Annotated in this window: 18 protein-coding genes, 1 tRNA gene and 1 pseudogene; 11 read left to right on the top strand and 9 right to left on the bottom strand. The window is 70.8% G+C overall.

What is annotated here, in order from left to right; genetic code table 11:
* Positions 1–324: 324 nt before the first annotated feature.
* Together AB0O07_RS31390 and AB0O07_RS31385 are read left to right on the top strand one after the other, a co-directional pair.
* Complete coding sequence (locus AB0O07_RS31390; protein WP_365639737.1) at positions 325–1,017, top strand: bifunctional DNA primase/polymerase; 693 nt, start codon at positions 325–327, stop codon at positions 1,015–1,017.
* Between the two features lie 174 nt (positions 1,018–1,191).
* Positions 1,192–1,827 carry a hypothetical protein gene (locus AB0O07_RS31385; RefSeq protein ID WP_365639734.1) on the top strand — a complete coding sequence of 212 codons (636 nt, stop codon included), beginning with the start codon at positions 1,192–1,194 and terminating at the stop codon, positions 1,825–1,827.
* A 417-nt stretch (positions 1,828–2,244) separates the two neighbouring features.
* Here AB0O07_RS31385 and AB0O07_RS31380 read toward each other — a convergent pair whose 3' ends face one another.
* From AB0O07_RS31380 to AB0O07_RS31370, 3 genes and pseudogenes are all read right to left on the bottom strand, one after another.
* Positions 2,245–3,210: a DUF5926 family protein gene (locus AB0O07_RS31380; protein WP_365639731.1), complete on the bottom strand. Its 966-nt coding sequence runs from the start codon at positions 3,208–3,210 to the stop codon at positions 2,245–2,247.
* Between the two features lie 742 nt (positions 3,211–3,952).
* Positions 3,953–4,537, bottom strand: a pseudogene (locus tag AB0O07_RS31375) (ATP-binding protein); the annotation flags it as partial.
* 94 nt (positions 4,538–4,631) lie between these two features.
* Positions 4,632–5,531: a glycerophosphodiester phosphodiesterase gene (locus AB0O07_RS31370; RefSeq protein ID WP_365639729.1), complete on the bottom strand. Its 900-nt coding sequence runs from the start codon at positions 5,529–5,531 to the stop codon at positions 4,632–4,634.
* Between the two features lie 300 nt (positions 5,532–5,831).
* Here AB0O07_RS31370 and AB0O07_RS31365 point away from each other — a divergent pair, with 300 nt between their 5' ends.
* On the top strand, positions 5,832–7,556 hold the full coding sequence (locus tag AB0O07_RS31365) for a trypsin-like peptidase domain-containing protein (RefSeq protein WP_365639726.1): 1,725 nt from the start codon (positions 5,832–5,834) through the stop codon (positions 7,554–7,556).
* 229 nt (positions 7,557–7,785) lie between these two features.
* Here AB0O07_RS31365 and AB0O07_RS31360 read toward each other — a convergent pair whose 3' ends face one another.
* Positions 7,786–8,253, bottom strand: a complete 468-nt coding sequence (locus AB0O07_RS31360; protein WP_365639724.1) for a MarR family transcriptional regulator — start codon at positions 8,251–8,253, stop codon at positions 7,786–7,788.
* Between the two features lie 190 nt (positions 8,254–8,443).
* On the opposite strand from AB0O07_RS31360, the gene AB0O07_RS31355 reads away from it, so the two are divergent.
* From AB0O07_RS31355 to AB0O07_RS31345, 3 genes are all read left to right on the top strand, one after another.
* The gene (locus AB0O07_RS31355) at positions 8,444–9,667 is read left to right on the top strand and encodes an MFS transporter (protein ID WP_365639722.1); all 1,224 of its coding nucleotides are present in this window, start codon (positions 8,444–8,446) and stop codon (positions 9,665–9,667) included.
* Between the two features lie 87 nt (positions 9,668–9,754).
* Positions 9,755–11,560, top strand: coding sequence for an HNH endonuclease (locus AB0O07_RS31350; RefSeq protein WP_365639721.1), 1,806 nt, complete (start codon positions 9,755–9,757; stop codon positions 11,558–11,560).
* A gap of 92 nt (positions 11,561–11,652) precedes the next feature.
* A tRNA-Ser gene (locus tag AB0O07_RS31345) sits at positions 11,653–11,737 on the top strand.
* Positions 11,738–12,016: 279 nt separating this feature from the next.
* On the opposite strand, the gene AB0O07_RS31340 is transcribed toward AB0O07_RS31345, so the two are convergent.
* The 5 genes from AB0O07_RS31340 to AB0O07_RS31320 form a co-directional block, all read right to left on the bottom strand.
* Complete coding sequence (locus AB0O07_RS31340; RefSeq protein ID WP_365639719.1) at positions 12,017–12,790, bottom strand: hypothetical protein; 774 nt, start codon at positions 12,788–12,790, stop codon at positions 12,017–12,019.
* A gap of 399 nt (positions 12,791–13,189) precedes the next feature.
* Positions 13,190–13,786, bottom strand: coding sequence for a BLIP family protein (locus AB0O07_RS31335; protein ID WP_365639717.1), 597 nt, complete (start codon positions 13,784–13,786; stop codon positions 13,190–13,192).
* A 157-nt stretch (positions 13,787–13,943) separates the two neighbouring features.
* Positions 13,944–14,939, bottom strand: coding sequence for an MBL fold metallo-hydrolase (locus tag AB0O07_RS31330; RefSeq protein ID WP_365639715.1), 996 nt, complete (start codon positions 14,937–14,939; stop codon positions 13,944–13,946).
* A 287-nt stretch (positions 14,940–15,226) separates the two neighbouring features.
* A complete protein-coding gene (locus AB0O07_RS31325) occupies positions 15,227–16,021 on the bottom strand; it encodes a BTAD domain-containing putative transcriptional regulator (protein ID WP_365639714.1) in 795 nt (264 codons plus the stop codon).
* Between the two features lie 559 nt (positions 16,022–16,580).
* Positions 16,581–18,236: a penicillin-binding transpeptidase domain-containing protein gene (locus AB0O07_RS31320; protein WP_365639711.1), complete on the bottom strand. Its 1,656-nt coding sequence runs from the start codon at positions 18,234–18,236 to the stop codon at positions 16,581–16,583.
* A gap of 537 nt (positions 18,237–18,773) precedes the next feature.
* Here AB0O07_RS31320 and AB0O07_RS31315 point away from each other — a divergent pair.
* From AB0O07_RS31315 to argJ, 5 genes are all read left to right on the top strand, one after another.
* Entirely contained in the window at positions 18,774–20,495 is a 1,722-nt protein-coding gene (locus AB0O07_RS31315; protein ID WP_365639709.1) for a thiamine pyrophosphate-binding protein, read from the top strand.
* Positions 20,496–20,497: 2 nt separating this feature from the next.
* Positions 20,498–22,102 carry an asparagine synthase-related protein gene (locus AB0O07_RS31310; protein ID WP_365639707.1) on the top strand — a complete coding sequence of 535 codons (1,605 nt, stop codon included), beginning with the start codon at positions 20,498–20,500 and terminating at the stop codon, positions 22,100–22,102.
* Between the two features lie 339 nt (positions 22,103–22,441).
* Positions 22,442–23,383 (top strand): agmatinase, encoded by a 942-nt coding sequence (gene speB / locus AB0O07_RS31305; RefSeq protein WP_365639704.1) that lies wholly within the window; start codon positions 22,442–22,444, stop codon positions 23,381–23,383.
* 15 nt (positions 23,384–23,398) lie between these two features.
* Complete coding sequence (gene cs1, locus AB0O07_RS31300) at positions 23,399–24,376, top strand: clavaminate synthase Cs1 (RefSeq protein ID WP_365639702.1); 978 nt, start codon at positions 23,399–23,401, stop codon at positions 24,374–24,376.
* Between the two features lie 144 nt (positions 24,377–24,520).
* Positions 24,521–25,711, top strand: a complete 1,191-nt coding sequence (gene argJ / locus AB0O07_RS31295) for a bifunctional glutamate N-acetyltransferase/amino-acid acetyltransferase ArgJ (protein ID WP_365639700.1) — start codon at positions 24,521–24,523, stop codon at positions 25,709–25,711.
* Positions 25,712–25,785: the final 74 nt, after the last annotated feature.

The following is a 25,785-nucleotide window of genomic DNA, read 5'->3' as shown; positions in this document are numbered from 1 at the left end:
CATCCCCCGGAGTGGCGAGAAAAGCACAGCGGGACAGCGGGAAATCAAGCGCGACACCACGTCGCGGCACGCGACAGCGACAAGCGACAGCGGAACAGCAAGCGCCACGCGCACGCCACCCTCGCCACACACGTTCCACCCTGTTCCACCCGTTCCACAGACCCGGCGCGGCGACGACGGACCGACTGTCCACGCCTCGGGCAGCCCGGGCAGGGGGCGGCCGAGCGCTGGAAGTACGCACGGTGAAGTGATGCACGCACATGCACACGCAGGGTGTCAGTGTCATGTGGACCCTCGGCGTTCAACGGAAAGGAACGAGCGCTCATGCGCGAGATCCTCGGAAGGCGACGCAGGCTCCGGCTCCGGCGCAAGGGGAGCAAGAAGAGTCCTGCCCAGCTCGACGCGGCGCTCATCTGCGCCTCGGAATGGGGGTGGCCCGTGCTCCCCGGAGTCGGCCTCAAGTCGGCCGGCGGACGGGGGACCCGTGGCCGGGGCTGTGCCTGCCCGGACCCCGAATGCGTCGTACCCGGCGCTCACCCCTTCGACCCCGGGCTGCTCGCGGCCACCACGGACGAGCGCATGGTGCGCTGGTGGTGGGGGAACCGCCCGGCGGCCCCGATCGTGCTGGCCACCGGCGGCGCCGCGCCCTGCGCGGTGAGCCTGCCGGCCGTCGCGGCGGCGCGGGCGCTGGTGGAGCTGGACCGGATGGGCATGCGGCTCGGCCCGGTCGTGGCGACGCCCACGCGCTGGTCGCTGCTGGTGGCCCCGTACACCCTCGAACAACTCGGTGAGCTGCTGTACGCGAAGGACTGGGTGCCCAGCTCGCTCCGGTTCCACGGGGAGGGCGGCTACCTGGTGCTGCCGCCCTCGGAGGCGGCCGGCGGGCAGGTCCGCTGGGAGCGGGCGCCGCTGCCGGGCTCGGCGGCGCCGTGGCTGCCGGATGTGGAGGCGGTCGTGGACGCCCTGGTCGAGGCGAGCACGAGCGCGCCGGACGGCGGCAGCAGGCTCGCGTACTGAGCCTTCGCTGATGCGCGCGGGGCGGCGGCCCGGACCCTCACACGGTCCGGGCCGCCGCCCTGTGGCGTCACTCGTACGGCGTCACTCGTACGGGTGTGAGCCGGGCGTAGTTGTCCGGAAAGCGGCCCCGCGCGGGCTCCGGGCGGCCCGTACCGCCGTTATCTTCGGCCCACCATGAACTTCCGCATGCTCGGCCTCACGGCCGCCGTGATGGGGGCCGCGCTGCTGCCGCTGGTCGCCTCGGCGGGCCCGCTGGGCCCCTCCCCGGCCTCTCGGCCCGTCTCCGGTCCGCCGGGTGCCGCGAACTCCCCCGAGGCCGCCACGATGCCCGTACGGGCCGCTGTACGGGCATCCGTACGGGCCGCCGGGCCGACCGCCGAGGCTGTCCCCGAGCCGGCCGCACCCGAGCGGTGCGGGCCGGAGGTCGGCTCGCCGGAGGGGGTCGAGGCACAGACCTGTGTGGTGTCCGGTGAGGGCTCGGGCGACGCCTCCGGTGGCTCCGGGCCGGGCTCCGGCGCGGGCGGCGACACGTGGGGGCGTACTTACTATCGCAACGCCTCGGGTGCCGAACTGCTCCTCCTACTGAGCCTGATGGGCCCGCGGGGCCGGACCGTGCAGACCCATTGCGAGGTCCCGGAGGGCAGCCGGGAGGGCACCTGCGAAACGCCCCATGAGGCAACCCGGGGAAAGCGGTCCGACTATCTGGCGATCGCGGAGTTCGCGGCGCGGGGAGCGGACGGGGGCGCCCCGGGTGACGGGCCCCTGGTGCTGCGCTCGGGAAGCAACTCCCCCGGCCCTGAGGCTGGTTGAGCCTTCGGCCCGGTGGGACGGGCGGGGCGGGGAACGCGAAGGCCCGGTCGCTGGCGACGGGGGATGCACCAGCGACCGGGCTCCTTAGAACGGTAACAAGAGATCGGCCGTTAGCAAATTCGATCCGGCGTATTCAGACAGCGAATTACTTGCCGGTACGGCGGTGTGTGACTGGGATCACCGGACTCCTGTGAACTTCTGTGGACTTCCGTGGAACCCTTTGGGATTGCAACTCCTCAGGCACATGTCACCCCGTGGCGTGCTCTCCGCCTCACGTCTCCCTCCGGACGCGGCGGCCGATCCCGGGCGCCGGGGCCCGCGGTCGATCCCGGCGGTCGGACCCGGCCGCCGAGGCCGGCCGCCGAGGCCAGCCGTCGGGGTCGGCCGCCGAGGCCGGCCGTCGGGGCCCGGCTCAGCTCAGCTCAGTGTCACCTGGCGGTTGGTGAGCCCGCCGCGCGCCCGGCGCTCGTCGCCCGTCAGCGGCGCGTCGTCGGCGAGCGCCGCCGCCAGCCGCTCCGCGAACTCCGCGGCGGGCTTCTCGCACTCCTCCGCGCCCATCGCGCTGGGCAGGTCCCACACCGGGACGGTCAGGCCGTGCGCCCGGAAGGAGCCGACCAGCCGGGTCCCCTCGCCGAGGCTCGACACGCCGGCCGCGTGCAGCCGCGCGAGCGCGTCCAGCAGCTTCTCCTCGGGGTGCGGCATGACCCAGCGCAGGTGGTTCTTCTCCGGCGTCTCGCACCAGTACGCGGCGTCCGTGCCGGTGAGCCGGGCGGTCGGGATCGCGGCGGCGTTGGCGCGCTCCAGGGAGGCGGTCACCTCGGCCGAGCTGTGCTCGGCGTCCGGCACCCAGAACTCGAAGCCGGAGTGCACCACCGGGGTGAACGGCGCCGCCGGGTCCAGCAGGTCCTGGAGGCGCGGCCCGTCGGCGGGCACCCGGTGCGCGGCCACCGGCTGCCCCGGCTCGGCGGTGAGGGCGCGGCGCAGGGTGTCGGCGAGGTCGCGGCTGAGGTCGCCGGAGGAGGTGTCGTTCTGGAGGGCGAGCAGGACGGAGCCGTCGTCCCTGCGGAGCGCGGGCCAGGCCATCGGCAGCACCGTGGCGAGCGTCACGGAGGGCACGCCCTCGGGCAGCCCGTCCTTGAGGGCGAGCTCGACGGTGGCCGCAGGCACCAGCTCGCGCAGCGCGACCCAGTCGCCCTCCCCGGTCAGCCCCTCGAAGGGGCGCTGGACCAGCTCGGTGACGGCCTGCGCGGCGGCGCGGCCGTGACACGCCTTGTAGCGGCGCCCCGAGTCGCACGGGCAGGGCTCACGGGCCCCCACCACCGGGACGGGGCCGTCCTTGAGCTGAGCCTTCGCGGCCTTCGTCTGGGGGCGCTTCTTGGCCATGGTGGCTTTCTCCCGGGAACGGCGATGCGGTAGCGGTATCGGCGCGAGCCTAGCGCCCCGCTCGGACAACGCCCCGCTCCCGGACAACGCCCCGCTCCCGGACAACGCCCCGCTCCCCGACAACGCCCGGGCCGTACGGCGGCACGGCGTGCCTGCGGTGGTACGGGTCCCGGTGTGGCCGCTGCGGTACGGGTCCCGGTGTGCCTGCGGCGTAGGGCCCCAGTGTGGTCGCTGGCCGCCGCGGTACGGGTCCCCGCTCAGGGCCCCTCGTGTCCGTACCCGGCGGTCCGGATCACTCCGTATCGTCGCGTGAGTCCACGTAACCCGCTCGCGGTCTGCCCTGGCCCGGTCTGCCCGGGGCCGGTACGCCCGGCGCCGTTCTCCTCGGCCCCGTGCCGGGACCCTGGCCTGGTCCTGGTCCTGGTCCGTGGCCCGGTCCCGTACCGGGGGCGCCTGGCGCCGCTCTGGGGCCGCCGAGCCGGTGGAGGCCGGCGGGGCCGGCGAGACCGCTGAGGCCGTCGAGTCCGTTCAGCCCCTCCAGGCTGTCGACCCGCTCCAGACCGTCCAGGTCGTCGGGGGTGTCCAGGCCGTCGAGGGCGTCCAGGGCGTCCAGCCCCTGGGGGGCGCCGAGCCCGCCCGCGCCCGTCAGCTCGTCCAGTTCGCCGTCCAGGCCTTCCAGTCCGCCGAGTCCGCCCAGTTCGCCGCCGAGTTCGCCGAGGTCGTCCAGTTCGTCGAGGTCGGTCAGGCCGTCGAGCCCCGTCAGTGCCGGGCCCGTGACGCGGGTGGCGAAGTCCTCGCGGCGGTGTCCTTCGGTGACGATCACCCAGACGGTGACCTCGCCGGTCGCGCTGTCCCGTACGCCCCACTCCTGCGCCAGCGCGGCGATGATGTTGAGCCCCCGGCCGCCACGGGCCGTGACCGACGGGGTGGCCGGAATGGGGCGGGTCGGGCCGCCACCGTCCGTCACCTCGACCGTCAGCCGTCCGGCCTTGTCGACGCGCCACTCCGCGCGGATGTCGCCGTCGCCCCGGTCCGACGGCTTCAGCGGTCTGCCGTGCCGACAGGCGTTGCTGACGAGTTCGGAAAGGATCAGTACGGCATCGTCCACGACCGATTCCGACACCCCGCTGCGGCTCAGCTGTTCCCGCATCCGATGCCGCGCCTGGCCCACGCCCGCAGGGCCATGGGGCACGGCCATGCACGACGACGTGGGTACTTCCTGTGTCACCACAAACGCCACCCCCGAGACCTCCTCTGCCCCACGCCACCGTGTGAATGCCCCGGTGGCCTGAGCCGGAAACCGGCCGGGCGAGGGCCTTTGGCGCACTTGTCACACTCGAACACATGCCGAACGCGCCGGTGCACTCCCCGTGACCGAGCGTATACACCAGGTGTCCTCGGAGGGGTGGGGGTGCGGGTGTCTACGGGGTGTCTCGGACGGGCCGACCGAGCTGGGCGAGCACCTGGCGGGGACGGTTGGTGATGATCGCGTCGACTCCGAGGCGTACACAGAGGTCGACGTCCTCGGGTTCGTTCACCGTCCAGACGTGGACCCGATGGCCGGCCCGGTGCAGCTTGGCGATGTATCCGGGGTGGTTGCGGACGATACGCATCCCGGGGCCCGCGATCCGCGCGCCCGCGGGCAGCCGCCCGTCGCGGAGCCGGGGCGAGAGGAACTGCATCAGGTAGACGGTCGGGATCCGGGGCGCGGCGTCGGCGATCCGGTGCAGGGAGCGCGCCGAGAAGCTCATGATGCGCACGCCGGAGCCCTGGGGCCCGGATGCGCCGCCGGAGTCGCCGGCCTCACCGGAGCCGCCGGCCCCGCCGGGGACGCCTCCGGGGTTACCGGCTCCGCCGGGGTTGTCCAGGCCGAAGCGGCGGAGCAGGTGCAGCAGCCGGTCCTCCACCTGGCCAGCCCAGCGGGTGGGGTGTTTCGTCTCGATGGCGAGCTGGAGAGGGCGGCCCGCGTCGGCGACGAGCTCCAGGAGCCGCTCCAGCGTCAACACGGAGGTGAACTCGGGGTCCCGCCAGTCGGGGCTCTCCTCGCTGTCCTTCCAGGAGCCGAAGTCGAGGGCGGCGAGTTCGGCCAGCTCCAGGGCGGAGACGGCGCCGCGTCCGTTGGAGGTGCGGTTGACGCGTCGGTCATGGACACAGACCAGATGACCGTCGGCGGTGAGGCGTACGTCGCACTCCAGGGCGTCCGCACCGTCCTCGATGGCTTTCATATAGGCGGCCAGGGTGTGCTCGGGGGCGTCCTCCGAGGCTCCGCGGTGGGCGACGACCTGGATGGTGTGCTGACGTGGCAGTGGTGCTTGGGTCACCGCGTCATGGTGTCATCGTGAGGGGGCAGACGTGTGTTCGGATGGTCGTACGCGGTCGTGCGGGGGCGCCGTGTGACCCTGGACGGGGCCGTTGTGACCCTGTACGGGGTCGTTGTGACCCTGTGTGGGGCCATCCCGGGGATCACCTGCGGGACTGTCCGTAATGTCCGGAGTAAAGATGGACGGGCGGATGCACAGGTCCTGCTTACAGTGGTCTGACGTGCTGTGGGAAAAGCTGACCGCAGACACTTGCACAGCGGACTCTTGCCGAAGACCGAGTGGAACCGAGGAGAAAGAGCTGTGAGCACCGAGAACGAGGGCACCACGGGCCCCGCCGTCCCGTCCGTACCTCCCGTGCCGGATGCCGCTCCCGAGGGCACACCCGCGTCCGCGTCGCGAGAGACCGCCGGGGAGGCCACACCGGGGTCCGCGGGCTCGGAGCCACGACAGGCTCCCGCGACCCCCTCCGCTCCCCAGGACAGGACGCCCGGTCCGTACCCCGCCGACCGGCCGGCCGACGCCGTATCTTCCGGACAGCACTCTTCCGGACAGCACTCTGCCGACCGGCTGGCCGACGCCGTACCCTCCGGGCAGCACCCTGCCGGGCCGCCGCCCCACACGCCGCAGCACCCTCCGTACGCCCCGCCCGCCCCGCCTGTCCCGCCGGCCGCGCCGTCGGCTCCGGCCTCCGGGTATGCCGCACCGGAGTACCCGGCTCCGGGGTACTCCGCCGCCGCCCATCCGCAGGGCCCGGTCCCGGTCGGCGCCTCCGTGGGCGAGCCCACCGCGGCACGGGCCGCGGACGCCGACTGGCCGCCGCCCCCGCCCGTGCAGCCCGCGTACGGAGCAGGCGGTGACGCGCCCGTCTGGGGCGCGCCGATGCCCGGCAACGAGCCGAAGCCGCCGCGTCGGGGCGGGGGCGGACTGATCGCAGCCGTCCTCGTCGCTGCGCTCGTCGCGGGCGGGGTCGGCGGCGGGGTCGGCTACTGGGCGGCGGAGAACAACGACGGCGGCCTGGGGTCCACGACCGTCTCGGCGGAGGACGCCCCCAAGGAGGTCAAGCGCGACGCGGGTACGGTCGCCTCGGTGGCCGCCAAGTCGCTGCCGAGCGTCGTCACGATCGAGGCGAAGGGCGGCAACGGCGAGGGCGGTACGGGCACCGGCTTCATCTACGACAAGGAAGGCCACATCCTCACCAACAACCATGTGGTCGCCTCCGCGGCCGACGGTGGTGAGCTGACCGCGACGTTCTCCAACGGCAAGAAGTACGCGGCCGAGGTGGTCGGCCGGGCGCAGGGCTACGACGTCGCGGTGGTGAAGCTGAAGAACGCCCCCTCGGGGCTCGCCCCGCTGCCGCTCGCCAACTCGGAGGAGGTGGCGGTGGGCGACACGACGATCGCGATCGGCGCGCCCTTCGGCCTCTCCAACACGGTGACCACGGGCATCATCAGCGCCAAGAACCGCCCGGTCGCCTCCGGTGACGGCTCGGGCTCCGGCAACTCGTACATGAGCGCCCTCCAGACCGACGCGTCGATCAACCCCGGCAACTCGGGCGGCCCGCTGCTGGACGCGCGGGGCGCGGTCATCGGCATCAACTCGGCGATCCAGTCGGCGGGCAGCGGCGGCCTGGGCCAGTCCCAGGCGGGTTCGATCGGGCTCGGCTTCGCCATTCCGATCAACCAGGCGAAGAACGTCGCGGAGCAGCTCATCAAGACGGGCAAGCCGGTCTATCCGGTGATCGGCGCGACGGTCTCCATGAGCGAGTCGAGCGAGGGCGCGACGATCGCCACCGACACGGACGGCGGCACCCCCTCGGTCACCCCGAACGGCCCGGCGGCCACGGCGGGCCTGAAGGCGGGCGACGTCATCACGAAGTTCAACGGCACCCCGATCGACAGCGGCCCGACTCTGATCGGCCAGATCTGGACCCACAAGCCGGGCGACAAGGTGACGATCACCTACCTGCGTGACGGCAAGGAGTCCACGACGCAGGTGACGCTGGGCAAGCGCGAGGGCGAGAGCTGACGGAGGGCTGAGGAGCGGCCGTAAGCCGCGAAGAAGCGAACAAGAAGCAAGACGGAGCGGGGCCCCGACCGAACCCGGGCGCCCCGCTCCGCCGTCACCCGGTCACCCCGTCACCTCTCTTCGCCCCTCCGCCCCTCCGCCCCTCCGCCCCTCCGCCCTTCCGCCCTTCCGCCTCTTCGCCCCTCCGCCCTCCGCCCCTCCGCCCTCCGCCCCTCCGCCCTCCGCCCCGTCACCCCTTCGGCCCGGGGAGTGAGCGCACCGCCTGGACGAGGGGCTCGACGCGCGTGTCCTGGGCCGCCTCGGCGAGGGCCGCGCGCAGGGCGGTGTCGTAGACGGGACGGGCGGCCTCCAGCAGCTCCCTGCCGGTGTCGCTGACGTCGGTGTAGATCCCCCGGCGGTCGGTGGGGCACAAGTAACGGGAGAGCAGCCCGCGGTTCTCCAGCCGGGTGACCAGGCGGGTGGTGGCGCTCTGGCTGAGCACGACGGCGTCGGCGACCTGCTTCATCTGCAGGTGCCCGCCGTCCCCGTCGTGCTGCCGGCTGAGCACGTCGAGGAGCGAGTACTCGCGGGCGCTCAGACCGTGCTCGGCCTCCAGCACCCGTTCGAGATGGGCCTCGATCTTGCTGTGCAGCAGGGAGAGGGCGCACCAGCCCTGTGCCAGATCGGAAAGGGCCGGGTCTGGGTCGGTGGCGGTCACAGGAGCCTCCTTCGTCGGCGCGGGCCTCCCCCCGCCCTGTCAATGCTTGCACGAGACGGCACATGCGGACCACATCATCCCGCGCTTGCGCATAGCCCGCGTGTGCAACTATTGTGGACGAGGATAATCTCATGCTGCAATCAAAGTGACCGTAGTGCGGCACTCGGCATCCACGGGAAGGCCCCTCTCCATGCCTCTAGCGCTCCTGGCCCTGGCCATCGGGGCCTTCGGGATCGGCACCACCGAGTTCGTGATCATGGGTGTGCTGCCCCAGGTCGCCGACAGCTTCGACGTCAGCATCCCGACCGCCGGCTGGCTGGTGTCCGGCTACGCCCTCGGCGTCGTCGTCGGCGCCCCGCTGCTCACCGTGCTCGGCACCAAGGTGTCCCGCAGGAAGATGCTCATGTTCCTCATGGGCCTGTTCGTCGTGGGCAACGCCCTCTCGGCCGTGGCGCCCGGCTTCGGCGTGATGCTGATCGGCCGGATCGTCGCCTCACTCGCCCATGGCGCGTTCTTCGGTATCGGCTCGGTGGTCGCCGCCGACCTGGTGGCGCCGGAGAAGAAGGCATCCGCCATCTCCCTGATGTTCATGGGCCTGACCGTGGCCAACATCGTCGGTGTCCCCGGCGGTACGTACGTCGGGCAGGCGGCCGGCTGGCGCGTCACCTTCACCGTCGTCGCCGCGCTGGGAGTCATCGGCCTCCTCGGCGTCGCCCGGCTCGTTCCGGAGCAGGGCAGACCCGGGGCCGCCGACATCCGCGCGGAGTTCGCCGCCTTCAAGAACGCGCAGGTCTGGCTCGCCATGGCGATGACCGTCCTCGGGTACGGCGGTGTCTTCGCGGCGATCACCTACATCACCCCGATGATGACCCGGGTGGCCGGCTACTCCGAGACCTCCGTGACCTGGCTGCTCGTCCTGTTCGGCATCGGCATGTTCCTCGGCAACCTGCTCGGCGGCAGGTTCGCCGACCGCGCCCTGATGCCCATGCTCCTCACCACCCTGGCGGCCCTGGCCGCGGTACTGCTCCTGTTCACCGTGACCGCCCACCACCAGGCCCTCGCCGCGATCACCCTCACCCTGATCGGCGCCCTGGGCTTCGCCACGGTGCCCCCGTTGCAGAAGCGAGTCCTGGACCAGGCCGCGGCAGCCCCCACCCTGGCCTCCGCCGCCAACATAGGCGCCTTCAACCTGGGCAACGCCCTGGCCGCCTGGCTGGGCGGCGCAGCCATCTCGGCCAACCTCGGCTACACCGCCCCGAACTGGGTAGGCGCCCTCCTCACCACCACCGCCCTCCTCCTGGCCCTCCTCGCCACGGCCCTCCCCCACCACCCCACCCCTCCCCCGTCCCCCACCCCGACAACCGACCCCCACAACCGACGCCCCTCCCGAACCCTCGACCCGGCGTCAAAATAGGCACGTAGGACGGGGAGTCTTCTGCATCATTGGTCTCTCTGCCCGGCGAAAACGCCGTAACGACGACAGTGAGGTGGGGGATGCCCGGTGGGCAGCTATTTGCGTGTCGGTGAGGTGCTGAGATCTTCACGGGCCAGAGAACCGTCCGTCGAGACAGTGGACGGCTATCCGAACATCCACCACCGCACGGCTTCACGGATCCTCGCTCCGATACAGCTGAGCAAGGGGATCAACCCCATCGCCGAGGTCAAGGTCGCGAACGTTGCACGGCGACCGGCGGTCCTCATCCGTTCGAGCCCGTGGAAGGCCGGCTCCGTCGAGACGCCCTGGCACGATGAATTCGACCTGGACAACGGACGAGTCGTCTACTTCGGAGATCACCGCGTCGATCACACCGTTCCCGTGGGTGAGACACAGGGCAACAAGGTGCTGCGGAGGGCTTGGGCGAGCCATTGCGCCCTGTCCGTGCAGGAGCGGACCTTGGCGGCACCGCTACTCGTCTTCGCGACGGTGACACGCAACAAGACTCCCAAGGGGTACGTAAAGTTCTGCGGCTTGGCGGTCATCGGGAACGTCGAGGAGATGGAGCAGACCGACAGGGGACGGCCATTCCCCAACTTCCGCTACGAATTGGCTCTTCTCGATCTGAGCGCAGAAGACGACCGACTGAACTGGGCCTGGATCGAAGCCCGCGGCAATCAGAGTCTGTCGACGGACGAGGCACTGGAACGCGCTCCGCGCTCCTGGCAGCGGTGGGTGGAAGGTGGCTCTGGCGTCCTGCCACAGGTACGTCAACGTCCACTTCAGCTCGGGGAGCCCCGAGCAAGCCCTCGATCCGCCGACGCCCCCGCGGATGAGGGCATGCTGTTCCCCACTCCTCCTCAGCCGCGGAGCCGACCCGTACCCATCGTCGTCGGCGACGACCGGCAGCCTGAACTCACGGCGGCCCGGCTCATGGCGAAGCTGAGGAACCTCAGGGCGCATCAGCAGAACGGACGCACGAGCCCCCACAAACCCCTGACCCTGATGTGGGCCATCGCGAGGAACGCCCGAGGCGAGCCCCGGCTCTCACCCTGGCCGACGTTCCGTGACGAGGTGGGCGGCCTGCTGGTCGAGTTCGGCCACTCCCGCTCCACCCCGACGCCGGAGTACCCGTTCTGGCATCTGCGGACCAGCGGTCTGTGGGACGTTGATGGCCTCTCCGCCGAGCAGGCAAGCAAAATCAGTGCCTCGCTGCTCAACAGATCTGAGCCGCAAGCAGGCCTCACACGGCAGGCCGACCGTCTGTTGAGCGATCCCTTCGTACGGTCTCAGGCAATCGCCGTCCTGCGAGAAACCTACTTCGACGATCCCGCTCAACACAGGCTGATGGAGCAACTCGGCCTGTCCGGCTACGAGAACGCGAGCGGCACCGAGGCCCCGGCAGAAGAGCAGGGGCAACAAGGCCCTGCCGCTCGTCGTGCCACGCACACGTTCCGCGTGGTGCGCGACGTCGGGCTGGCCAACAAGGTCAAAGATCTGCACGCGGACCACTGTCAGGTCTGTGGCAAGCAACTGGCGACAAGATTCGGTACCTACAGCGAGGCGGCCCACATCCGCGGCCTCGGACAGCCGCACAACGGGCCCGATGAACTCGCCAACCTTCTTGTGCTGTGCCCCAACCATCACGTGCAGTTCGACACTCTGGCGATCTACGTCGATCCGAAAGGGATCATCCGCTCCACCACGGGCGACCGTCGTGGAGGAGAACTACGACGCCACCCCGATCATCGCATCAGCGAAGCCCACCTGCGATACCACCGGGCGCTGTGCGGACGAGACATACGCCCCGAGCCGGACGATCGAACAAGAAGCCGACCAACGGAACGCCCGAGCCCCGACCGGGAGGCGTAGACAGGCCTGCGGCCCCCTTCTGGCCAGCCACGAGCGCCCGCCCGCGCCAGCCGGTAGGCTGTAGCCGCTCCGTCGCAGGTGGGCGGGGCGTGGGTGGGTTGCCCGAGCGGCCTAAGGGAACGGTCTTGAAAACCGTCGTGGCGCGAGTCACCGTGGGTTCAAATCCCACACCCACCGCAGCAGGCCAGCGTTAAGGCTGGTCAGAGGGCGTGATCTCGAATCGGGATTACGCCCTCTGTCTTTATCCTGTCTCATCCCGACTTGGGGATGTATCGCCTCTGAGCAGTGCACGTGGGCCATGCGCGGGCCAGGATCAGGCTCCGTCCGTCTCTTCCGACCCCTGGATCAGATGGTTGGCGTGGGAGCGGTAGAGCGCTGCGATCCTGTGGCCGGCGCGGTACGCGACTTCCACGGGGGTGGGACTGCTTGGCCGCCGGCTGAGTTCCGCTCGAAGACTCAGGGGCGGGCGCGTATGGCCTCTTCCACTTTTGCGATCTGGGCGGCGATCAGGACATCGTCCGGCTCGGGGATGAAGCGGTCCGCCTGACCGGGCTTTGTGAATTCGCCCAGCATCACGTCCGTTCTGAACCGTGTCACGACGTTTCCGGTGCGTACCACAGTGGTCAGGTGGTAGATCTTCCCCTTGTTCACTGTTGCGGTCCTCACCTGCCCAGTTGTCAGGAAGCGGATTGCCTCATCGCCGAGTTCCGGCGTGTTCAACTTCTCGGTTTTGTTGGACGACTGCCCGTACTCGTTCTCGGTCTCGAATTTCTCGCAGGTGGCCAGGGAATTACGGAGTGTCGACATTCGTGCCTGTGCCGCGTCCGCGGGGTAGGAGGAAAGCAGTGTCGCGCGCGTGTCGATGCTGGTTGAAGCAGGGTAGAGGATCGAATGGGCGGCAGCCGTCTCCCCGAACCCCTTGTTTTCGGAGTTCCACAGGACCTTGCACACCGCAGGCTTGACCGTGGTGGGGTCCTCCCACTTGCCGCCGGCTCCTTCGACCGTCTCGGTGAGCGTGATATCGAAGCCTGTCGCCTCTTCCTCCGTCAGCAAGGCAGCCTTCAACTCCGTTGCTGTGAGCGGATGCCCCTGTGCCGGTGTGGTGGAGGATTTCGGGCTGTCGGCCGATGCGGGCTCGCTGGCCCCGGATCCGGAACAGGCGGCGGACAGAGATAGGAGCGTCAGCGAGGCAGCAGCGGCACACAGAGATCTCAGACGAACAGAGCGCATGGATATCCCCCCAGGGAAACAGGCATGGACAGCTTTTGAGGATCACGTGGCTGGAAACCTTAGCCTCCAAGATCATGGATTGAGGCGAGCGGGTTCAGCCATGTAGGGAACTCGGCGGTGGCGTGTCCGGGCTCGGGCTGTTCCGCGCACCCGGCATCCGCTCCTGCCCGGCGATGCGTTGCCGGGGGCACGGCGCCTTGCTGGAGGTCTGCTGATGTCCGTACGAGGTCGCGAGGCTCGGTGTTCCGGCCGGGGGGTGGTCGGGGCGTCCAAGGTTGGTGGGATGGGCGCCATGGACTTTGGCTGAGCCTTACCACCGCAGTAGGTCGGCGTATGCGCAGGTCGGAAGGGGTGCTCCGCTGGGTGGGGCACCCCTTCCGGGGGTGGGGAGTTAGGGGGTCAGGTCAGGGAGCGCTGGTACTTTTCTGTGACCTTGCCGTCTACTACGTAGAAGCGTGCGTTCGGCGGGAAGAGGCCTGTTGTGGCGGTGCAGTAGTACGTCAGGCGGTGGTTGGTCGTCGCGGGCCAGTCGGTGTAGCGCTCCTGGGACACCACGCAGGAGTCCGGGGAGACGGTCGACCAGAGTTGGTTCGCGGTCATGCCTATGCTGACCGCGTTGTATTGGTTCAGGGTTGTCGACGGGGTCTTCGGCTTGAACAGGAACTCCTGTCGCTTGTCGATCAGTTCACCGTTCGCGTTGAACGCGAAGCCGCCGTACGGGGCGTAGTCGTTCGACTCGGTGAAGCAGAGGAGGGAGACCCCGCCCTCGCACCAGCCCTCGCGGGAGCCGGGCTTGGTCAGGCCTACGCCGAGGAACTCCTCGACCTCGGCCTTCGAGGTGCCGAACTGGACCGCGGTGTACTTCTCCGGGGTGAAGCTGAACTCCTCGGCATTCTCGGCCGCCTGCGCGGCGCTCGTCGTGCCGAGCGTCGCCGCGGCCGCTGCCGCCAGCGCGATCACGGAACGCCATGCCTTTGTCATGTGGGCCATTGCCATGTGGGGCGTCCTTCTTTCTTTTCTTTCTTCTTTGTCTTCTGTGGACGCGACCATGGTCATCGGTGGTGCTCTTCGGGGGCTCTCGGGCGGCTCTGCGCGCGGGGTGGGGCGGGGTGGGGGCTGTGTGGGGCCGGTGTGGGGCAGTTCGGTGCGGGGGTCAGTTCGGTGCGGTGGTCAGGGGGATGGGGCGGAGAGGGGTGGGGGAGAGGACGCGGGAGGCGGGGGTGGCGGCCTGGGAGAGTTTCTCGGCGGCCGAGGGGGCGGCCGAGGCGGCCAGGCGGGCGGGGGGTGCGTGGAGGGGGGTGGCCATGTCGTCGTGGTGGGTGGGGATGAGCAGGGGCGGGTTGCCCACCGCGGTCAGCAGCCGCTCGACATAGCGGTGCACCGCCCCGTGCGAACTCATCGGTACGAGGGCGACATCCGGCCGGATCCCGGACAGTTCGCGTTCCACGAAGTTGCTCGCGCCCATCAGCAGGATGGACGGGCCGCCCTCGACGGAGACCTGGTAGGCGAGGGTGTCGCCCTCGACGAGGTCGGCGAGGACGGTGGGCCGCTCCGGCACCGAGAATCTCCGGCCCGGCGCGAAGCAGCCGTGGTCGGCCAGTTGGCTGTGCAGGCTGCGGAAGACCTCCACGGTGTAGCCGTCGAACTGAAGGTATTCGCCGCCCTTGACCTGGATGACGTCGTCGAGGCGGGAGCGCGGTGTTCCCATGGCCGCGAGCAGATGGCGCACCGTCTCGTCGCAGATGGTGCGGATCCGGTCACCGCGCCAGCCGGGACGGGCCATGAGCTGCGGTACGTCGGCCACGTGGTCGAAGTGGCCGTGGCTGAGCAGGACGAGTTCGGGGGCGTCGGGGAGTTGCTCTCCGGCCACGCGCTCCACCAGCTCCTGGTCGGTCCGCAGGGGGAGGCCCGGGTCGAGCCGGCCCGTCGCGTCCAGGCACGGGATGCGGCTCAGATACGGGTCGAAGAGGATGGTGCGGCCCCCGTCGATGGTGATCTCCCACCCCGCTACGCCGAGCCAGCGCAGCCGTACGGGGGTGGTGTACGGGCCGCCCCGCCCGGCGATCGGTCTCGCGGCGAGGCTCCCCGGTACGACCGCGGCGCCCGATGCCGCCAGGACTCCTCTGAGGACCGTTCGTCGCCCGGTCAATGTTCCACCCGCTCACTCGTGCCGTGACTACCTTGAGCGAGGGGAGACTACGGTAGGCGACCGGATGCGGGGTGCTTTTGAGTCACGGGGAGGGGGGAGGGTGGAGGGAGGAGGGGGGACGTTGGGGGGAGGGTGAGAGGGGAGGGGGCTGCGGGGCGGCGGCGTTGGGGGACTTGGGGTCTGGGCCTCGGTTCTGGGGTCTGGGGACTCTGGGGTTTGTATGTGGTGCTCGGTGTCCGGTTTCTTGTGGTTGCTGGTTGCCCTTCGGCGGCCGCCCCGTCGCCTGGTCAGTGCATCTCGTGGTTGCTTATCTGGAACAACTGTTCGTCCTGGCGCAGGATGGCCTCCATCACCGTCACCATCCGGGTGCCCGGGTTGATGCCGATCTGTTCCCGCAGGATCTTCTTCGCCTGGTGGTAGACGCGGATCGCGTCGGCCTGGCGTCCCTCTGCGTAATAGGCCCGCATGAGGCTGGCGTAGAGGTCCTCGCGGAAGGGGTCGTGGCCGACGAGTTCGGAGAGCCGGCTGATCGCCTCGGTGTAGTGGCCGAGCCCGATGTCGATCAGCGCGCGTAGTTCGAAGGCGGCCTTCCGCTCCTGTTCCAGTGCCTCCGCCCGCCGGCGGAGCCGGCTGGAGGTGACGTCGGGGAAGGCCGGTCCCGTCCACCGGGTCAGTGCGGTGTTGAGCAGGTCGGACGCGTCCCGGTGGAGCCCCAGCGCGTACTTGTCCCTGGCCTGCCGTACGGCGTCCCGGAAGACGAACAGGTCGACGGCTTCGGGAGGTACGCGCAGTTCGTAGCCGTGATCGTACGAGCCGAGGGTGGAGCGGGAGAGCCCTGCCTGTTCCAGGACCCTGCGGATCATCCAGGCCGAGGTCTGCAACTGGCCCGCGACGGTGAGCGGTGGCTCGCCGTCCCAGGAGTCCTCGCTGATCGTCTCCTTGGAGACGACATGTCCGGCGCGCAGGGCCAGTGAGGTGAAGAAGCGTCTCTGTCTCTGCCCGGGCACCGGTATCACGTCGGTGCCCCTCACCAGGGCCGGCGGGCCGAGAAGCCGGACCGTCACATTGTTCCAGGTGCTCATGGTGGAACCCCCCTTGTCCTCGTCGAACCCTGCCCCGGCCGCGGGAACGGGCGGCCCCGGGCATGGTTCTGATGGCAACTGATGGTGCACGGTGGCGCCTGTCACTTCATGCCGGAAGCCCAGGAGAGGGTGCGGACCCGTCGGGGAACTCCGAAGGGGGCACCGGTGGCTCTGCTTTCGGGCAAGGGGGAATGCCGCCGCGGAAAGGTGACCGTGAGTCGCTGCGTGCGGACCGTCGTGGAGGGCCGGTGGGCGTGACGCGCCCGCCGGTTCTCCTCGGACGTCCTCGCCGCGTCAACTCCCCCGTAACGCGGATCAGTCCGGGCTCTGTGCGTTGGTCAGGTCTCTCCTCCTCTCTGCTCGTCAGGGGCTTGGAAGGGTGGCGGTGGAAGCGTGGAGGTCGGAAGTCTGTGGGGGGGCGGGAGGGCGGAGGGTGGTGGGTGGAGGGTGGCAGTGGGAGGGGCGGACGTGGGGGGCGCGGACGTGGGCGTGGGCGGGCGTGGGCGGGCGGACGTGGGCGGGGGCGGGATTGCCGGGGCGTTCCCGGGGCTCGGGAAGCTCAGGAACTTCCCAGGTTTTGCAGGAACTTCGCGGCCACGGGGCCGGCGTCCTTGCCGCCCGAGCCGCCGTCCTCCAGCAGGACCGACCAGGCGAGTTCGCGGTTCTGCTGGTAGCCGATCATCCAGGCGTGGGTACGCGGCGGGGTCTCGGTGCCGAACTCGGCGGTGCCCGTCTTGGCGTGCGGCTCGCCGGGGAGGTCCTTGAGGGCCCGGCCGGCGCCGTCGGTGACGGTCGCGCGCATCATCTCGCGCAGTGAATCCCAGACCTTCGGGTCGAGCTTCGCGGTCGCCTCGTACCGCTTCTTCACCGCGTCCGGCACCAGCACCGGCTGCTTGAAGGAGCCGGACTTCACGGAGGCCGCCAGCGAGGCCATCACCAGGGGGGACGCCTCCACCCTGGCCTGTCCGATGGTCGAGGCGGCCTTGTCGTTGTCGTCGGTGGCGACCGGGACACTGCCGTCGTATGTCACCGCGCCCACGTCCCACTCACCGCCGATGCCGAAGGCCGCCGCGGTGTCCCGCAGGGTCGAGTTCTCCAGCTTGCCGCGGGAGTTGACGAAGAAGGTGTTGCAGGAGTGGGCGAAGTTGTCCCGGAAGGTGGATCCCGGCGGGAGGACGAACTGGTCCTGGTTCTCGAAGCTCTGGCCGTTCACCTCGGCGAACTTCGGGCACTGCGCGGGGTCCGACGGGGACATCCCCTGCTTCAGCAGGGCCGCCGCGGTCACCACCTTGAAGGTCGAGCCGGGCGGGTAGCGGCCCTCCAGGGCGCGGTTCATGCCCGAGGGTCTGTTCGCGGCGGCCAGGACATGTCCGGTGGAGGGGTCGACGGCGACGATCGCCGCGTTCTTCTCGATGCCCTCCAGCGCCTCGGCGGCGGCCTGCTGGATCACCGGGTCGATGGTCGTCTTCACCGGCTTTCCCTGGTCGGGGCCGGTGCCGGTGAGCTTCTTCACCACCTCACCGGAGTTCCGGTCCACGATCACGACGGACTTCGCGGCGCCGGTGCCCCCGGTGAGCCGCTTGTCGTAGCGCGCCTGGAGGCCCGACGTGCCCTTTCCGGTCTTCTCGTCCACCGTGCCCACGAGGGAGGCCGACTGGAGTTCGTCGCCGTTCGCGTCGAGGATCGCCGCCCGTTCCCGGGATTCGAGGGCGAGCGTCTGGCCCGGAACCATCGACGGGTGAATCATCTCGGTGCGGAATTCGACCTTCCACTTTCCCGACCCCTCAAGGACCTTCGCCTTCGACTTCCAGGAGTAGTCGCCCGCGCCCGGGAGGGCCATCGTCACGGTAAAGGGAATTTCTACTTCCCCTTCCGTCTTCCGGCTTCCCTCGCCGGCCTTGATCTCGGTCGTGGTGGGCTTCAGATTCGTCATCACGGACGTGATCAGCGACTCGGCGTTGTCCGGGGTGTCCGTGAGCCCGCCGGCCCGCTTCGCGTCCTTGGCCCGCCAGGCCGTGAAGAACTCCTCCAGCTCCTCGGTCGCCGCCACCACCTGGGGGTCCTCGGCTTCCGGCCGGTCGGACAGGCTGGTGTAACCCCAGTACCCCCCTCCCGCGGCCACCGCCAGGACGGCGCATGCCGCCGCGACGGTCCGGCCTCGGGAGCGGCGGCGGCCGGGACGCTGAGGCCCGCCAGGGCCGGTGGAGTATGTCATGGGCACCAGGCTATGAGGGTGTTCCCTTGCGTCACTCGACCAACGCGAGATTCAGGACATGTTCCCGCCGCGATGAAAAAAACTGGCGGATAAGCGGAACGAATCACCCCGATCATAGGGTAAAGCGCGGGCAAAGTACGGAAAGTGCGACTATGCCACGGGAAGCGCCCGGTGTCGGGCTCTCGGGATCGTGACCATGCGTGAACATATTGGTCTGGACCAATGAAGGCGGTCTTTCCCGGTCGCCCTGTTCTTCCGAATTATCTGGCTCGATTCCGCCGTTTCGGCGGTTCCGGAAATGGCGTGGAAAGCGCGTTCGGTGCGGTGGTTTCTCTCCGTCCGCTCTCCGTCCGCTCCCCCGATATCCCCGGGAGAGGGCGCGAAGAGCGCACGCGGTCACTGTGACCGGGAAACGTCCCTCGCCGCCGTCCGAGTCGTCCGAGTCGTCCGAGTCGTCCGAGTCGTCCGAGCCGGCCGAGTCGTCCGACCGGCCGGGTCGTCCGAGCCATCCCGAGTCATCCGAGTCAGGAGACATCCATGTCCCGTGTATCGACCGGTCCCAGCACCGGACCCACCGCCGCGCACGCGCTGCTCTCCCGGCTGCGCGACCACGGTGTGGAGAAGGTCTTCGGCGTGGTCGGCCGCGAAGCCGCTTCGATCCTCTTCGACGAGGTCGACGGGGTCGAGTTCGTCCTCACCCGGCACGAGTTCACCGCCGGTGTCGCCGCCGACGTGCTCGCCCGTATCACCGGCCGCCCGCAGGCCTGCTGGGCCACCCTCGGCCCCGGCATGACCAACCTCGCCACCGGGATCGCCACCTCGGTCCTCGACCGCTCCCCGGTCATCGCGCTCGCCGCGCAGTCCGAGTCGCACGACATCTTCCCCAACGACACCCACCAGTGCCTGGACTCGGTGGCGGTCATCGCGCCGATGTCCAAGTACGCGGTGGAGCTCCAGCGCCCCCACGAGATCACCGACCTCGTCGACTCCGCCGTGAGCGCGGCCATGACGGAGCCGGTCGGCCCCTCCTTCATCTCCCTCCCGGTCGACCTGCTCGGCTCCTCCGAAGGCATCGACGCCTCGGCGCCGAACCCTCCGGCCCAGACGCCGGCGAAGCCGATCGGGGCCGTCGCCGAGGGGTGGCGGAGCGCCGCGGACCAGGCCGCCGAGCTGCTGGCCGGGGCCCGGCACCCGGTTCTGGTGGTCGGCGCCGCCACGATCCGCTCGGGTGCGGTGCCGGCCGTCCGCGCGCTGGCCGAGCGGCTGAACATCCCGGTCATCACGACGTACATCGCCAAGGGCGTACTGCCGCACGGCCACGAGCTCAACTACGGCGCCGTCACCGGCTACATGGACGGCATCCTCAACTTCCCCGCGCTCGACACCCTGTTCGCCCCGGTGGACCTGGTGCTCACCCTCGGCTACGACTACGCCGAGGACCTGCGTCCTTCCATGTGGCAGAAGGGCGCGGAGAAGCGGACCGTCCGTGTCTCGCCGACCCCGAACCCGATCCCGCGGGTGTACCGGCCCACCGTCGACGTCGTCACCGACGTACTCGCCTTCGTCGAGCACCTCGACACGGCGACGGCCTCGCTCGCGGCGAAGGAGCGGCACGACATCGCCCCGCTGCGCGCGCGGATCGCGGAGTTCCTCGCCGACCCGGAGAGCTACGACGACGGGATGCGGGTCCACCAGGTCATCGACTCGATGAACACCGTCATGGCGGAGACCGCGGGGCCCGGGGAGGGCACGATCGTCTCCGACATCGGCTTCTTCCGGCACTACGGTGTGCTGTTCGCCCGCGCCGACCAGCCCTTCGGCTTCCTCACCTCGGCCGGCTGCTCCAGCTTCGGCTACGGCATCCCGGCCGCGATGGGGGCCCAGCTCGCCCGGCCCGGCCAGCCGACCTTCCTCATCGCGGGCGACGGCGGCTTCCACTCCAACAGCGCCGACCTGGAGACCATCGCCCGGCTGGGCCTGCCGATCGTCACCGTCGTCGTCAACAACGACACCAACGGGCTGATCGAGCTGTACCAGAACATCGGCCACCACCGCAGCCACGACCCCGCGGTGAAGTTCACCGGCGTCGACTTCGTCGCCCTCGCCGAGGCCAACGGGGTCGACGCGACCCGGGCGACCGACCGGCAGGAGCTGCTGGCGGCGCTGCGCAAGGGGGCGGAGCTCGGCCGGCCCTTCCTGATCGAGGTGCCCGTCCAGTACGACTTCCAGCCGGGCGGCTTCGGCGCCCTGAGCATCTGATCATGGAGAACGCCGACTTCCCGACCGGCTTCTCGACCGGCTTCCCGGCCGCCTTCGGGTTCCTGGCCTCCGTCCGTACGCACGGCGGTACGGACGGAGGTGCGGACAGTACGGGTGGTACGGGCGGTACGGACAGGGGCGCGGGCTCCGGTCCGGCCTTCGCCGCGCGCGGTGACCGTACCGGTGTCGAGGCCGCCCTGCGGGGACAGCACCTGGCCGCCACCCTCGTCCATGCCCCCGGGGCCGCCCCCGACGGCGCGTGGGCGCGGGACGGGGAGACCGTGGTGCTCCTCGCCGGCGAGTTCTACAACCGCGCCGAGCTCCGCTCCGTACTGCCCCCGGCGGCGGCCGAGAGCGACGCCGAGCTGCTGCTGCGGCTGCTCGAACGCTCGGGGCCGCATGCCTTCCGGCTGGTCAACGGGCGTTTCGCGGCGGTGGTCAGGACCGGGGCCCGGGTACTGCTCGCCACCGACCACGCGGGATCGGTGCCGCTGTACGTACGGATGGCACCCGGCGAGGTCAGGGCGGCCACCGAGGCCAAGACGCTCGCCGGCGAACCGGCCCCCCGGGGCTTCCCGCTCGCGGGCGCCCGGCGGGTGCCGGGCCTCGCCGGGGTGCACCAGGTCCCGGCGGGCGCGGTGCTGGACATCGGGGTGGAGTCCGGTACGGCGGAGGTCCACCGCACCTGGACGCCGCCGCTGGCCCGGCGGATCCTGCCGGAGGACGAGGCGGTGGCGGCCGTCCGCACCGCCCTGGAGCGGGCCGTCGCGGCCCGGGTGACACCGGGCGCGACGCCGCTGGTGGTGCTGTCGGGCGGCATCGACTCCTCCGCCGTCGCGGCCTGCGCGTACCGGGCCTCCGGCGGGCTGGACTCGGTCTCCATGGGCACGGATGTCTCCGACGAGTTCCCCCAGGCCCGGGTGGTCGCCGGCCATCTGGGCAGCGGGCACCGGGAGATCACCGTGGCCTCCGCCGACCTGCTGGCCCAACTGCCGTACGCCATCTGGGCGTCGGAGTCGGTGGACCCGGACATCGTCGAGTACCTGCTGCCGCTCGTGGCGCTCTACCGCGCGCTCGGCGGGCCGCCGCGCCGGATTCTCACCGGGTACGGCGCGGACATCCCGCTCGCTGGCATGCACCGCGAGGACCGGCTGCCGGCGCTGGACTCCGCCGTCGCCCATGACATGGCGACGTACGACGGCCTCAACGAGATGACCCCGGTGCTCTCCACGCTCGCCGGGCACTGGACGACCCACCCCTACTGGGACCGGGACGTGCTCGACCTGCTGGTCGCGCTGGAGGCCGGGCTCAAGCGCCGGTACGGCAGGGACAAGTGGGTGCTCCGCGCCGCGCTGGCCGACGCGCTGCCCGAGGAGACCGTGCTCCGGCCCAAGCTCGGCGTCCACGAGGGCTCCGGCACCACTTCGTCCTTCTCCCGGCTCCTCACCGGCCACGGAATCGCCGAGCACGCGGTCGGCAGGGCCAAGCGGCAGGTGGTACGCGAGGTGTTCGCCCTCACCGTGGCGGGCGGCCGGGATCCGGCGGGGGTGGACGTCACGGAGGTGGTGCGCTCGGTGGCCGACCGGTTCGCCCGGGGCGCCGCGTGACCGCGCACGCGGCGTACGCCGCGCACACCCGACGGGGCCGTCTCGGCCATGCCGGTCGCGTTGGCCGCGTCGGCCGCGTTGGTCACGCCGGCCGCGCCGACCGTGCCGGCCGGGCCGCCCGCGCGGCTTGTGCCGCCCGACCCGGCCGTACCGGCCGTGTTGTCCGTACCGGCCCTGCCGCCTGCGGCGACCGTGCCGGCCGCGTCGGCCACGCCGCCCACACGGCCCGCACCGCCCATACGGTCCGTACCGCCCCTACGGCCCGCGTCGCCCACGACGCCCCTACCGCCCACACGGCCCGCGCCGCCCGTGCCGATCTCCAGGAGGGGAGCTGAGACCGTGGAGCGTATCGACTCGCACGTTTCGCCCCGTTATGCACAGATTCCCACGTTCATGCGGCTGCCCCACGACCGGGATCCCAGCGGCTACGACGTCGTGGTCATCGGGGCCCCGTACGACGGTGGCACCAGTTACCGGCCCGGCGCGCGGTTCGGGCCGCGTTCCATCCGGAATGAGTCGGGGCTGATCCACGGGGTCGGTATCGACCGGGGTCCCGGCGCCTTCGACCTGATCAACTGCGTCGACGCCGGGGACATCGATCTCACCCCGTTCGACATGAACATCGCGATCGAGACGGCCCAGCGCCATCTGGCCGGGCTGCTCAAGGCCAACGCCGCCTTTCTGATGCTCGGCGGCGACCACTCGCTGACCGTGGCGGCCCTGCGGGCCGTCGCCGAGCAGCACGGGCCGGTCGCCGTGGTGCACCTGGACGCGCACTCGGACACCAACCCGGCTTTCTACGGGGGCCGTTACCACCACGGCACGCCCTTCCGGCACGGGATCGACGAGAAGCTGGTCGACCCCGCCGCCATGGTCCAGATCGGGATCCGGGGCCACAACCCGAAGCCCGACTCGCTCGACTACGCGCGCGGCCACGGCGTCCGGGTGGTCACCGCCGACGAGTTCGGGGAGCTGGGCGTCGGCGGTACGGCCGACCTCGTCAGGGAGCGGGTCGGGGGGCGCCCTGTGTACGTGTCCGTCGACATCGACGTGGTCGACCCGGCCTTCGCCCCCGGTACCGGCACACCCGCCCCGGGCGGGCTCAGCTCGCGCGAGCTCCTCGCTCTGCTGCGCTGTGTCGGTGACCTCAAGCCGGTCGGCTTCGACGTGATGGAGGTGTCGCCCCTCTACGACCACGGCGGGATCACCTCGGTCCTGGCCACCGAGATCGGAGCCGAACTGCTCTACCAGTACGCCCGCGCCCACCACCCTCAGATGTGAAGGAGACCTCACGCCATGGCTTCACCGATAGTTGACTGCACCCCGTACCGCGAGGAGCTGCTCGCACTCGCCGCCGAACTGCCGGACGTGCCCCGCACGGACCTGCACGGCTTCCTCCAGCGGGCGAAGGAACTCTCCGAGCGGCTGCCGGAGCCGCTGGCCGCCGCCCTCGACACCTTCGACGCCGAGAGCAACGAGGACGGCTATCTGCTGCTGCGCGGGCTCCCCGTCGACGAGGACGAACTGCCCGAGACCCCCACGTCCACGCCGGCCCCGGTGGAGCGCCGGCGGCTGGTGATGGAGGCGATGCTGGCGCTGGCCGGGCGGCGGCTCGGCCTCCACACGGGATACCAGGAGCTGCGCTCGGGCACCGTCTACCACGACGTCTACCCCTCGCCGGGCGCGCACTACCTCTCCTCGGAGACCTCCGAGACCCTGCTGGAGTTCCACACGGAGATGGCGTACCACGTCCGCCAGCCGAACTACGTCATGCTCGCCTGCTCCCGCGCGGACCACGAGCGCCGGGCGGAGACGCTGGTCGGGTCGGTCCGCAAGGCGCTGCCGCTGCTCGACGAGCGGACCCGGGCGCGGCTCTTCGACCGGAAGCTGCCCTGCTGCGTGGACGTGGCCTTCCGGGGCGGGGTCGAGGACCCGGGCGCCATCGCCGACATCAAGCCGCTGTACGGGGACGCGGAGGACCCGTACCTGGGGTACGACCGGGAACTGCTGGTGCCCGAGGAGCCGGCCGACAAGGAGGCTGTCGCCGCGCTCTCCCGGGCGCTGGACGATGTGACGGAGAGCGTCAAGCTCACCCCGGGCGATGTGCTCATCATCGACAACTTCCGCACCACGCACGCCCGTACGCCGTTCAGCCCGCGCTGGGACGGCAAGGACCGGTGGCTGCACCGGGTGTACATCCGTACCGACCGCAACGGCCAGCTCTCGGGCGGGGAGCGGGCGGGGGACGTGGTGACGTTCTCGCCTCGGCGGTAATCGCCACGGCTGACGCCGCGCCCTGGTCCCACGGCCGTCGTTCTCCGACCGTCCCGGTCGGGGGACGGCGGCCGTCATGCATGAATATGCTGGAGGACTGGAAAAGATGCGGCAGGGGAATTCCTCGTGACAGGAGACGCTGACATGTCCGACACCGCACCGCAGGCCCCGGGGGATCCGCAGGGCTTCGTCGTGCACACGGCACCGGTGGGCATGGCCGACGACGGCCGCGACGACTTCACCGTGCTCGCCTCCACGGTCCCGGCGGTGGTGAGCGCCGTCTACACCCGCTCCCGGTTCGCCGGGCCGAGCGTACGGCTCTGCCGGGAGGCGAGCGCCGACGGGCGGGCCCGTGGCGTGGTGGTCGTGGCCCGTAACGCCAATGTCGCCACCGGGCGGGAGGGCGAGGAGAACGCGCGCGAGATCCGGGGGTCCGTCGCCCGTACCCTCGGCGTGCCCGAGGACGAACTCCTCATCGCCTCCACCGGGGTGATCGGCCGCCAGTACCCGATGGGGAAGATCAGGGACCACCTCAAGACGCTCGCGCCGCCCTTCCCCGAGGGCGGTTTCGACCGGGCGGCCCGCGCCATCATGACCACCGACACCCGGCCGAAGGAGGTCCGGGTGAGCGTGGGCGCCGCGACCCTCGTGGGCATCGCCAAGGGGGTCGGCATGCTGGAGCCGGACATGGCGACCCTGCTGACGTTCTTCGCCACCGACGCCGGGCTCGACCCCGCCGAGCAGGACCGGATCTTCCGCCGGGTCATGGACCGTACCTTCAACGCGGTGAGCATCGACACCGACACCTCCACCAGCGACACGGCGGCGCTCTTCGCCAACGGGCTCGCCGGGGAGGTGGATCCGGAGGAGTTCGAGCGGGCCCTGCACACCGTCGCGCTGGCCCTGGTCAAGAACATCGCCGGGGACGGCGAGGGGGCGAGCAAGGTCATCGAGGTACGGGTCACCGGCGCCCGCGACGACGCCCAGGCCAAGCGGGTCGGCAAGACCGTCGTGAACTCCCCGCTGGTGAAGACCGCGGTGCACGGCAGCGACCCCAACTGGGGGCGGGTCGTCATGGCGATCGGCAAGTGCTCCGACGACACCGACATCGACCAGGAGAAGGTCGCCGTCCGCTTCGGCGAGGTCGAGGTCTACCCGCCGGGCCCCGGCGACGACCACGACGAGGACGCCCTGCGCGAGGCCGTCGCCGGGCACCTGCGCGGCGACGAGGTCGTCATCGGCATCGACCTGGGCATCGCCGAGGGGGCCTTCACGGTGTACGGCTGCGACCTGACCGAGGGGTATGTGCGGCTCAACTCGGAGTACACGACCTGACACCTGCCGGCCACGCTCGGCCGGTCCGTACACCGGTGTACCGCCCGGTGTGCGGACCGGCCGTACCGTCCCGT

This window comes from Streptomyces sp. NPDC093085, assembly GCF_040683935.1.
In the GTDB taxonomy this organism is placed as follows: Bacteria; Actinomycetota; Actinomycetes; order Streptomycetales; family Streptomycetaceae; genus Streptomyces.
Note: the sequence above shows the minus strand (reverse complement) of the source record. Positions and strands in the feature narration are given on the sequence as shown.